This is a genomic window from Leptospira sarikeiensis (assembly GCF_004769615.1).
Lineage (GTDB): Bacteria > Spirochaetota > Leptospiria > Leptospirales > Leptospiraceae > Leptospira_B > Leptospira_B sarikeiensis.
In genome coordinates, this window is sequence record NZ_RQGF01000028.1 from 779248 (window position 1) to 790095 (window position 10848).

At 38.3% G+C, this 10848-nt stretch carries 8 protein-coding genes; all 8 read right to left on the reverse strand.

The annotated features are described in order from the left end of the window. Positions 1 to 3: 3 nt before the first annotated feature. Positions 4 to 948 (reverse strand): tRNA dihydrouridine synthase, encoded by a 945-nt coding sequence (locus tag EHQ64_RS14935; RefSeq protein ID WP_135650517.1) that lies wholly within the window; start codon positions 946 to 948, stop codon positions 4 to 6. After that, entirely contained in the window at positions 945 to 3458 is a 2514-nt protein-coding gene (gene gyrA, locus EHQ64_RS14940) for a DNA gyrase subunit A (protein ID WP_135650519.1), read from the reverse strand. Before gyrA ends, EHQ64_RS14935 begins: the two co-directional genes overlap by 4 nt. A 30-nt stretch (positions 3459 to 3488) precedes the next feature. Beyond that, positions 3489 to 5402, reverse strand: a complete 1914-nt coding sequence (gene gyrB / locus EHQ64_RS14945; RefSeq protein ID WP_135650521.1) for a DNA topoisomerase (ATP-hydrolyzing) subunit B — start codon at positions 5400 to 5402, stop codon at positions 3489 to 3491. A gap of 87 nt (positions 5403 to 5489) precedes the next feature. After that, complete coding sequence (locus tag EHQ64_RS14950; RefSeq protein ID WP_135650523.1) at positions 5490 to 5951, reverse strand: DciA family protein; 462 nt, start codon at positions 5949 to 5951, stop codon at positions 5490 to 5492. After that, entirely contained in the window at positions 5948 to 7045 is a 1098-nt protein-coding gene (gene recF / locus EHQ64_RS14955; RefSeq protein ID WP_135650525.1) for a DNA replication/repair protein RecF, read from the reverse strand. Before recF ends, EHQ64_RS14950 begins: the two co-directional genes overlap by 4 nt. 11 nt (positions 7046 to 7056) lie before the next feature. Beyond that, on the reverse strand, positions 7057 to 8178 hold the full coding sequence (gene dnaN / locus EHQ64_RS14960) for a DNA polymerase III subunit beta (RefSeq protein ID WP_135650527.1): 1122 nt from the start codon (positions 8176 to 8178) through the stop codon (positions 7057 to 7059). A gap of 324 nt (positions 8179 to 8502) precedes the next feature. Beyond that, positions 8503 to 9810, reverse strand: a complete 1308-nt coding sequence (gene dnaA, locus EHQ64_RS14965; RefSeq protein ID WP_135650529.1) for a chromosomal replication initiator protein DnaA — start codon at positions 9808 to 9810, stop codon at positions 8503 to 8505. A 315-nt stretch (positions 9811 to 10125) separates the two neighbouring features. Beyond that, a partial coding sequence (locus EHQ64_RS14970) for a hypothetical protein (RefSeq protein WP_135650531.1) occupies positions 10126 to 10848 on the reverse strand: 723 nt, incomplete at its 5' end.

Genomic DNA, 10848 nt, shown 5'->3' on the forward strand with positions numbered 1-10848 from the left:
AAGTTAAACTAAAACGGATCCGGCATCTTGCAATAAGCGGATCAATCTTTCTGGATCTTCACATTTAAGAAGTTCTAAACGGATCGGTTCTACTTCTTTTCGAGATTGGATATAACGAACTAAATGTTTTCTAAGTAAGATCAGTCCGTATTTATCTCCGAATGTTTCTCTCATCAATTGTAGATGATTGAATGTGGTACTCAAAATCTCTTCATAACTTAGATCTTCTTTTTTTACATTAGAGAATATCCAAGGATTCCCGATAGAGTTTCTACCCACTAAGACTCCGTCTACACCTGATTCATTTTTTCTACGAACAGCTTCTTCATAACTCGCCACGTCTCCGTTGCCGAAGATAGGGACTTTTCGTTCTGATTTTATGTCAGCGATTGCGTCCCAATCTGCTTTTCCAGAGTATCCCATTTCTCTGGTGCGGCCATGAACTGAGATTGCCATCACTCCGGATTCTTCCAGTATCCGAGATACTTCCATATAGTTTCTAGAAGAATCATCCCAGCCTAAGCGGATCTTCGCAGTTACAGGAATATCTAAGGCTTTTCTCATCTCTTCTATGATCTTGCCTGCATAAACCGGTTTCCTAAGAAGTCCGACTCCGGAACCTCTCATGGATACATTTCTAGCAGGACAACCCATATTGAGATCTATGATGTCGGGGTTTAAATCACGGATCCTTTTAGCGGCTTCTACGATGATTTCTAATTTATTGCCAAATATTTGAAAGGTGATCGGTCTTTCTTCTTCACGAAAACGTAATAGAGAAAGCGCTTTTTTAGATCCTACTGCGAGGCTATCTGTGGAAACGAATTCTGTATAAGAGAATGCAGAGCCGTATCTGCGGGCCATGGTCCTTGTCGGGCTATCACTGATCCCGGCCATTGGCGACATTGCCAACCAACCGGGAATTTCGACAGAACCGATGCGGATCATTTTTCCTTACTTTCTCGGATCACAGTACAATCTTGGACCTTGTCGTTGTCCTTGATATCCACGACCCTAACTCCTACAGCAGTTCTTCCCATTTTAGAGATCTGATTTGCTTCGGTTCTGATAACCATTCCTTGCTGGCTGACTAAGATGATCTCGTCATCTTCTCCCACAGAACTTACTGCAACTGCCGCTCCGTTCTTCTCTCCGGTTTTTAAGAAGGTCATTCCTTTGCCTCCTCTACCTTTGGTTCCGAACTCTTCGAAGCCTAATCGTTTTCCGTATCCGTTTTCGGAGATTACAAAAATATCATCTCCTTCTACTACTTTAGAAAGCCCTACAATTGCATCTTCGCTAGAGAGTCTCATTCCGGTAACACCTTGAGCAGTTCTACCCTGAGCGCGGATTGTATCCATTTCGATCCTTAAAGCAAGACCGTTCGCAGAGAAGATCATCACGTTATCACCTTTGATTACGGAAATAACTTGGATCAATTGATCTCCATCCCTAAGCCCGATTGCAATAATACCCGATTTTTTAACGTTTGAGAATTCGGATAATTCGACTCGTTTGATAAACCCGTTTTTGGTAACGAGCAAAAGATCTTTGTCCTTATCTTCTTCTCTGAATGTGAAGATTGCTGAGATAGTTTCGGATTCTCCAAGACCGATGATCGCTTTTAAGGATTTCCCTCTAGCTTCTTTAGAAGCTTGTGGAAGTTCATAAGCCTTCATCATATATACTTTACCGATATTAGAGAAGAACATCACATGATCGTGTGTCATTGCGGTTTTCATGATCTTCACCACGTCTTCTCTTTTCTGAGAAAGACCTTGGATCCCTTTACCACCACGACGTTGTCTTTTGAAAGTATCGATCGGGAGTCGTTTTACGAACTGGTCGAAGGTGATCTGTAATACGATCTCTTCGTCAGCGATCAAATCTTCCGCGTTAAAAGAAGAAGATTCCACGCTTTCTAAACTGATATCCGTCTTTCTTTTGTTCCCGAATTTTTCAGAAACTTCCGACAATTCAGTGCAGACTATGTCGGACACTCTTTCAGGTTTTGCGAGAATATCTTTCAGATCCAGAATTAGAGCCCGAACTTCTTCCAACTCGTCGATTACCTTTTGGACTTCTAAAGATGTTAATCTTTGGAGTCTCATCTCCAAGATCGCGTCAGCCTGGACATCCGAAAGAACGAATCGCGCCATCAATTGTTCTTTTGCTTCCGAAGCATTTTTAGATGCACGGATCACTTTGATCACTTCTTCGATATTTTCGAGAGCGATTTTCAATCCTTCTAAGATATGAGCCCGTTTTTCGGCCTTATCTAGATCGAATTGAGTTCTGCGGACGATTACTTCTTTTCTATGAATGGAATAAGCAACCAGGATCTCTTTTATATTAAAGATCTTTGGTTTATTATCCAAGATCGCAAGCATTGTGATCCCGTAACTTACTTGAAGCTGGGTCAGTTTCAGTAATTGATTTAGGATTACCTGAGCATTTGCATCTTTTTTAATATGGATCTCTACTCTAATCCCTTTTCTGTCGGAGAGATCTAAAATTTCGGAAATGCCTTCGACTAGTTTTTCGTTAACGAGCTCGCCGATTCTTTCTAGAAGGGTCTTTTTATTTACTTGGTAAGGAATTTCAGTAACTACGATTACTTCTCTGCCCTTTTTATTCTCTTCTATTTCTACCTTGGAACGGATCCGGATCGAACCTTTGCCGGAATGATAGGCGGATAATAAACCTTCTCCGCCGATGATCGTGCCACCGGTAGGGAAGTCCGGGCCAGGCATTATTTTAAGAATTTCTGATATACTTACATCAGGATTTCTGATTACTGTGATAACCGCTTCAATCGTTTCTTTTAGGTTATGAGGAGGAATGTTTGTAGCCATCCCTACTGCAATCCCGGAAGAACCATTGACTAATAAGTTCGGGAAGTTTGCAGGGAGAACATCCGGTTGCTCTTTTGTATCATCGAAGTTGGGAGAAAAATTTACAGTCTCCTTTTCGATATCTCTTAAAAGTTCTTCGGCAACTTTTGCAAGCCTTGCTTCCGTATATCGATACGCTGCAGGATTGTCTCCATCTATAGATCCGTAGTTTCCTTGCCCGTCAATAAGAGGAACTCGAAGGGAAAACTCTTGGACCATACGCACTAATGCATCGTATACTGAGCTATCTCCGTGTGGGTGATAATTACCCAATACTTCTCCGACAATTTTTGCACATTTAACGTAGGGCCGGTCGCTTCTCCAGGCCCTTTCATTCATTGCATGAAGGATCCGTCTGTGAACTGGTTTTAATCCGTCTCTAACGTCAGGCAAAGCTCTTCCTACAATTACGCTCATCGCATAACCAAGGTAGGCTTCCTTCATTTGATCTTCGATTTCGACAGGAATTACCCTGACGCCATTCTTCAATGCCTCGCCAATATCCGGACGAGAAGAAAGGCTGAATCCTAAAGTTTTTGTTTCGTTCTCTAGCTCTTCGCTCATTTGTATTTAGAATTTCCTATTACCAATATATTAAAGATCAAGGTTTGCAACTTTCGCCGCGTTGACCTCGATAAAGCGACGTCTTGGATTTACTTCGTCGCCCATAAGTATATTAAATGTATCTTCAGCCTCTACATAATCATCTAGTTTTACTTTTAGAACTACTCGCTTTTCAGGATCCATAGTTGTCTCCCAAAGTTGCTCCGGATTCATTTCACCCAAACCTTTGTATCGCTGGATGACTGCCTTTTCTGTTCCTAGAGATTTTAAATATTCATCTTTCTCTTTATCGGAAAATAGATAAGTGGAAGTCTTACCGTGTTTAATCAAATACAGAGGAGGTTGCGCAACATATAGAAAACCTTTTTCAATGATAGGTTTCATATAACGAAAGAAGAATGTAAGAAGTAATGTACGAATATGAGAACCGTCAATATCCGCATCCGTCATAATAAAAACTTTATGATAACGAGCTTTATCTATATTAAATTCATCTTCGCCGATCCCAGTGCCTAACGCAGAAACCAAAGTACGAATTTCTTCATTACCTAGAATTTTATCTAAACGTGCTTTTTCTACATTCAGGATTTTTCCTTTTAGAGGAAGGATTGCTTGATAATGTCTATCTCTTCCTTGTTTAGCAGAACCACCTGCAGAGTCTCCCTCTACAATATAAAGTTCAGAAGCAGCAGGATCTTTTTCGGAGCAGTCCGCCAATTTTCCAGGAAGACCGCCGCCTTCTAATACTGATTTACGACGGGTTAAGTCACGAGCCTTACGTGCAGCCTCGCGAGCCTTAGCTGATAATATACATTTTTCTAATATCTTTTTAGTAATCGCAGGATTCTCTTCAAAGAAAAGAGAAAGACCTTCTCCTGTTAGAGTTTGCATGATCCCCTTGATCTCTGCGTTTACTAATTTTTCTTTTGTCTGAGAGTTAAATTGAGGTTGAGGAATTTTTACTGAAATTACAGCAGTGATCCCTTCTTTTAAATCTTCTCCAGACAGTGCAGTCGGTTGTTTTTTTACGAGCTGTTGATCTTTTTTTAAAAAATCATTAAGAGTTCTAGTTAAAGCAGCACGAAAACCTTCTAAGTGAGTTCCACCTAAGTTGTTGTTTATATTATTGGTGAAACAAAAAATATTTTCAGAATATGTATCAGAGTATTGGATCGCGATCTCTGCGACCACATCATCTTTATTTCTTTCAAAGTGAATAGTCTTGTGAAGCGGATGTTTGTTTTCGTTCAGGTATTCTACGAAAGAAACGATTCCGCCATCAAATATGAACTCATGTTTTTCGGAATCCGACTTTCTTTTGTCTTGAACAATCAGTTTTAAACCCTTATTCAAAAACGCCAATTCTCTAAAACGAGAAGTTAACACATCAAAATGAAATTCAGTAGTGGTGAAGATGCTTGCATCCGGCTTAAAACGAACGACCGTCCCTCTTTCGGTAGTATCTCCGATTACATTCACAGGACCTTGAGGCACACCTCTTGAATATTTTTGCTGGTGGATCTTTCCATTTTGGTAAACTTCCACTTCCAACGATTCAGAAAGTGCATTAACTACAGATACCCCAACTCCATGGAGTCCGCCGGAAACCTTATAGGCATCGTTCTCGAACTTACCACCGGCGTGTAAAATGGTCATAACGACTTCGATCGTGGAGATATTTTTTTCAGGATGGATGGCTACCGGAATTCCGCGCCCGTTATCTTTTACTTCTATAATATTATCAGGAAGAATGGAGATGTTAATCTCGGTACAATGACCTGCCATGGCCTCGTCTACAGAGTTATCCACGACCTCATACACCATCTTATGAAGACCTGTTTCATCTTGAGTCCCGATATACATTCCGGGGCGCTTGCGTACGGCCTCTAATCCTTCTAGGATTTTGATCTGACCTGCGCTATAACTGCTTTCTGGTTCGCTCATCCAGTCCTCCGGAGTCTAGGAATAGTTTTCCTGAATTCGCTAAGGAGGCAAGGAAATTCAGTGTATATTTTAGAAAGAATGTCCTTCTCAGAGATATTCAATTAGTTCTAAAAGTCTTTTTTTTGCGATTGGATCCGTTTCTTTTTCTATTAAAGAAACTAGGTCTTGTTTGCCCTCCAATCCGGTTTTATCCGCAGTATACGAGGGGGATTTTTGTCTTTTTTGAACTAAGTTACCGATACGAATTTCTATCTTTTTAACGACGTCTCTACCTAAATATCGTGCCGAATAACTTAAGATTCTTTTTCTCATAAATAAGATCTCTTGTTTATATGCAGAATGTGTTGTTATGATTACCAACGTATCGTTGTTTAACGAAAATGGTTCTGAATGATTTGCATATATAGGACCGATTATGTCAGCCCAACGTTTTGTTAAAGTTTGAACGGCTATTCTTGCCTCTAAACTTTCTTGAGTAAGACCTAAGTTCTCTAAAATACTTTTGAACTCATTCGGATCGATTTTATTTACTTTAGATTCTTCGCTCATTGGTAAACATTCACGAGTCCGTCTTTGACAAGAAAGATCTGTTTCTCATCCTCAAGTCTTCCTACATAATCCGAGATCCCTTCTAAATCTGTAGTAGTGAAGAATGCTTGCCCTGAATTCAAAACTAGATCCACAAAGTATTCTCTTCTTTTTACATCCAATTCTCGAATAACGTCATCTATAAGTAGAATAGGCGTCTTGCCCAATTTTCGGCGGTAATATTCGAAGGCAGCCGCCTTTAAGGAAATAACGGTACTTCGTTTTTGACCTTGGGAAGCAAAGTCCATAATATCACGATTATCCTCCCCAATGTATAGATCGTCCCTATGGATCCCAACGGAAGTATAACCAAGTTTACGATCTCTCGCCAAGTTCCTATGCAAAGTCTCTTTAAAATGATCCAGATCAGAAAAGCTTGGCTTATATTCTAAATTTAGATGGTCCCTACCACCGCTAAGTTTCCGTAAATTTTCCTGATAAATTGGATCAAATTCGGATATAAATTCTTTTCTTTTGTTAAATAGAATAATCCCTTTTTCGATCAACTTCTGATTCCAAATTTCATATAGACCGAGATCGGAAGATCCACTTTTTAAAAGTGCGTTTCTTTGTTTTAAGATCCTATTATACTCTATCAGATCATTTAAGTAAGAAGGATCAAGAGAAGAAAGTAAACTATCCAAAAACCTTCTTCTTTCGGAGGGTCCTCCTTCTACGATGATCAGATCTAAAGGAGTCATTAAAACACTTAGGAATTTTCCTACGAGGTCGGATCTTTTTTTTACTTCTTCCTGATTAAATTTTAATTTTCTGCGGCTTACTGGTTTTTTAGAAAAACCTAATTCGTATATTTCTCTTTTATTGTCTCGATCCGCTTCCGCTTTTATATAATATCCGTCCGAATTCCAACGAATTAAATTTCCTTCTTCGGATTCTCTAAAACTTTTCAGCCAAGAAATCATAGAAATCGCTTCTAATAAGTTAGTCTTTCCTTCTCCATTTTCACCCACAAAGAAAATAAGCCTGGAATGAAACTCCAGGCTTATCTGTTCGTGATTTCTGAAATTGAGAAGCCTTAGGCTTCGTAAAAACACGATCTTCTCTTTTAAATTTTCATCGGCATGATAACCGATATAAAATCAGGATCGGAAGGATCCTTGAATACAACTGGTGAGCTTGAATCACTGAACTCTATTCTGAATTCATTATCATCAATCGACTTGAATACGTCCGATAAATATTCCCCTTTGAATGCAACAGTGATCTCGTCTCCTGAATATTCGATAGGCATGTTGATGCTGACTTCATTGACTCCTTGCGTTTGCGCATAGAAGTTCAGATTATTTTTAGAGAATGTTAATCTAATTTGACGTGTAGGCTCTTCAGCCGCGATCAAAGCCTGTCTCAAATAGATTTGAAAACCTTCTTTAGGAATTACAGCAAAGAACTTGGAACTTTTAGGAATGACTTGTTCATAGTTCGGGAAATTACCTTCTATCAGTTTACAAAGTAATTCGATTTGATTTGCATTTACGTAGATTTGATTATCAATGATCCCGATCTTTCCTGACTCTGCAGTTCCGATCATTTTAGAGATCTCTCTAATCGCTTTAGCAGGGATGATCACGGAGTCTTTAAATTTTAAAGCTGTAGAAAGTGGTCTTTCTATTTTACATAATCTTCTTCCGTCAGTAACAGCGAAAACAAGTTTGTCACCTTTCGGAACCATGAACAATCCATTAAAAATATATCTTTGATCTTCATGAGCAATTGCATAAGAGGTCTTACGGAACATTTCTGCGAACATAGAAGTTGGAAAATCGGATATTTGAGATGCATCCACTTTCGGGATTGTTTTGATCTCTTCCGCATCCATTCCATTCAGTTTGTTCTTATAATCATTCTTCTTAGTAGCGTCAGTGATATAAGTGATGCTTGAATCCGCGTCTGCATCTTCAGTAGAAAGTAAAGCCTCTTCAAAATGGATCGTTTTAAAAATACTAGAAAGTTGTTTTGCAGGAAGAGAAATATCTCCCGATTTTTCCACTTGAGCATTTAATGAAGTTTTAATAGAGATTTCTAAGTCAGTAGCAGAAATAGAAACAGAAGAAGACTCGGCCTCTAATTTTAAATTGGATAGAACGGAACGGATCTCTCTAGCAGAGATCACTCCTTCTACAGCGTGAATCGCTTTTAAAAATTCAGATGTGTTCACTTTGATCTTCAATTTGCATTCTCCATTTATATGAATGGTTTATATATAGTATCTTATATATGTACTGTTGTAGTACTTGTACATGTGCATATGTAGATAAGAGTCATAACTCTTTAGATAAGGGAAATATGTCGCATTTATATTGAAAAGTACAATTTCCAAGTGCCGAAAAAAACTCCTATATATCTGCTATAATAACCTTCAGTTCAAAGCATTTAAGGGACAGTAATTTTGTGTTATGTCTTATTTACTTGTTATAGAGATAATATTAACTATTTATTTACAGGTTATTTATATCTCTATGTCGCGTTAGAGAAGTTTTTGAAACTTACTTTTTTATTGGAAACGGAATCGATTTAGCACTTCTTCCACTTTAATGGAGAAGTCTTTATCATCTTTCATCTTATTTTCGATGTTACGGACTGCGTGAATCACAGTTGTATGTTCTGCGGAAAACATTCTTCCGACCTGACTTTTATTCAGTCGGAAACCCTTATGTAAAACATACATACAAAGATGTCGAGGGATCACATACTCAGGTTTTCTACTCTTTCCCATCACCTCATTCGGATCCAGGTTATAAAGAGAAGAGATATGTTCTATGACCTTGTCTTGGCTAAGAAGGAAATTCTTTTTACGGAAGATCCGATTCTTCAGTATATCTTCTATCATGGAAGTTGTGAAGAATAAATGTGAGAATGCCCTTTTATGAAGTGCAAGATCGTTCAAAGCTCCGAGTAAAGCTCTAGTATCGTCTTCGATCAGGTCTGCGATAAATTCGATATGCTCTGCAGAAAGGCCTAAATTTAAAATTTGGCAGTTCTTTTCTAAAATCCCGATCCGAATCTCTCGATCAGGAGCCTGGATATCAGCCTGAACTCCGGTTACAAACCTGGACTTTAATCTTTCATGAAGAGGTAATTCTGAACTAGGACGATCCGAAGCGATCACGATCTGTCTTTTTCTTTCAAAAAGGAAATTAAAGATCGTAAAGAACTCTTCCTGGGTCTTCTCCGCTCCTGTGTTTAGGAGTTGGATATCATCAATCAATAGACAATTATAGGATTGGTATTTGATCTTAAAGGATTCGATAGAGTCTCTAGATTGAAGAGCAAATAGGAACTCGCTCATAAATGATTTTATATCTACGTAATGTACTGTTTTCCAAGGTTCTTTTTTAAGAATTTCGGAACCGATCGCGTGAAGTAAATGGGTTTTACCTACTCCTACTTTACCGAAAAGATAAAGAGGATTGATCTCTGCAGGATTTTTTACACATTCCATCGCCGCGCTGAATGCAAGACGATTGCTATTTCCTACGATAAAATTTTCGAAAGAGTAATCAGGATTAAAAGAATAAGACTTATCTTTGAACTTTTCCTCTAAAACTACGTTTAGATTGGATTGAGCTTCTAGAACAATCTCGACAGGAACTCTATTCCCGCTTGCTCTGAAGATAGCTTCTTCTATATGATTTTGGTATTTTTTCTCTACATGCGTTTTGATATTAGAAGAAGGAGCTATAAGGATACAACGATCGTCTGTTAAACTTTCTAATTGTAAGGTATATATGAACTTATCAAAGTAAGTAGGAGGAATTTCCTTGGAGACTTCCTCTAATACACGCTTCCAGCTAGGGTCCAAACAAAACTCCAATGAAAAAATCCAAAACGCACCGACGACTTTATAGATACGAGAACTCGTATTTGTCTCGGAAAAGAAAAAACTGAATTAGGAAACGGTCCGAAGGACCATCCGACGAGATTACACTATTTTTCTTCAGTCGATGACCTACAAATGAAAATTCGGAAATCGGAAAGGAAACATTAGGAAAAACAAAGAGGATTAGAGATAGATAAATCATTATGTCACTTAGTAGAATTGCTAGTTTTTCTTAGTATTTAACAATTGTTATGCGAAGTGAAACAATGGAAACGTAACGTAAATATCGATAAAATTTTATTTTTGTTCCAGTAGAGAGAGCTCGTGTATGAGCAAAGAGAGTGCGATGTTCTCTTGCCCGTGGATTTTTTCATGAAGTTTTTCTTTGAATCGAAAGATCGCATCCATCTTAGGAAGATTTGAATCGAAATCCGACTTAGCAAACTCTTGTAGTAATAATAAACCGACTAGATCTAAAAAGTCTTTGAAGGAAAAATCTTCTTTCCAATTGGAAGGATCTTCTTTGTATTCCAGGATCCATTCTTCCAATCGTAAATAATCTAAAGGTTGTCTTAAGTTTCCTTCTATCTTTTGATTAATTTGTTCTATAATATCAGGAGGACAATCAAAGCTTACCATACTTCCACCTTTAGCAGGATAATATGGGACTGAATTTTTAGAATGTAGTTCTTTGACTACTTGCTGAGGAAGATATCCGAATGGAATACATACTGCTCTACTGATGATCGTTTCTTTCAGTTGTTCCAGATCGTTCACGATAAAAAGAAAACGTGTGAATGATGGAGCTTCTTCTAATGATTTTAAAAGCGCAGTCTCTGCTTCATTTCCGATCAAAGATGCATCCGGAATAGTAATGAATCTTATCTTAGAAAGATGAGGCCTATAATATAGTCTTGTTCTGATCAACCATCGAATACTGAACTCTTCCGGATTATCTTCTTTTCCGATTGGGATTTGTTTATTTTTCTCTAGTGGGAACCAAACGATATCAGGATGGGA

Coding starts and splice junctions, on each gene's coding strand:
- EHQ64_RS14935 (WP_135650517.1), bottom strand. CDS start 948: ATGATCCGCATCGGTTCTGTCGAAATTCCCGGTTGGTTGGCAATGTCG.
- gyrB (WP_135650521.1), bottom strand. CDS start 5,402: ATGAGCGAACCAGAAAGCAGTTATAGCGCAGGTCAGATCAAAATCCTA.
- EHQ64_RS14950 (WP_135650523.1), bottom strand. CDS start 5,951: ATGAGCGAAGAATCTAAAGTAAATAAAATCGATCCGAATGAGTTCAAA.
- gyrA (WP_135650519.1), bottom strand. CDS start 3,458: ATGAGCGAAGAGCTAGAGAACGAAACAAAAACTTTAGGATTCAGCCTT.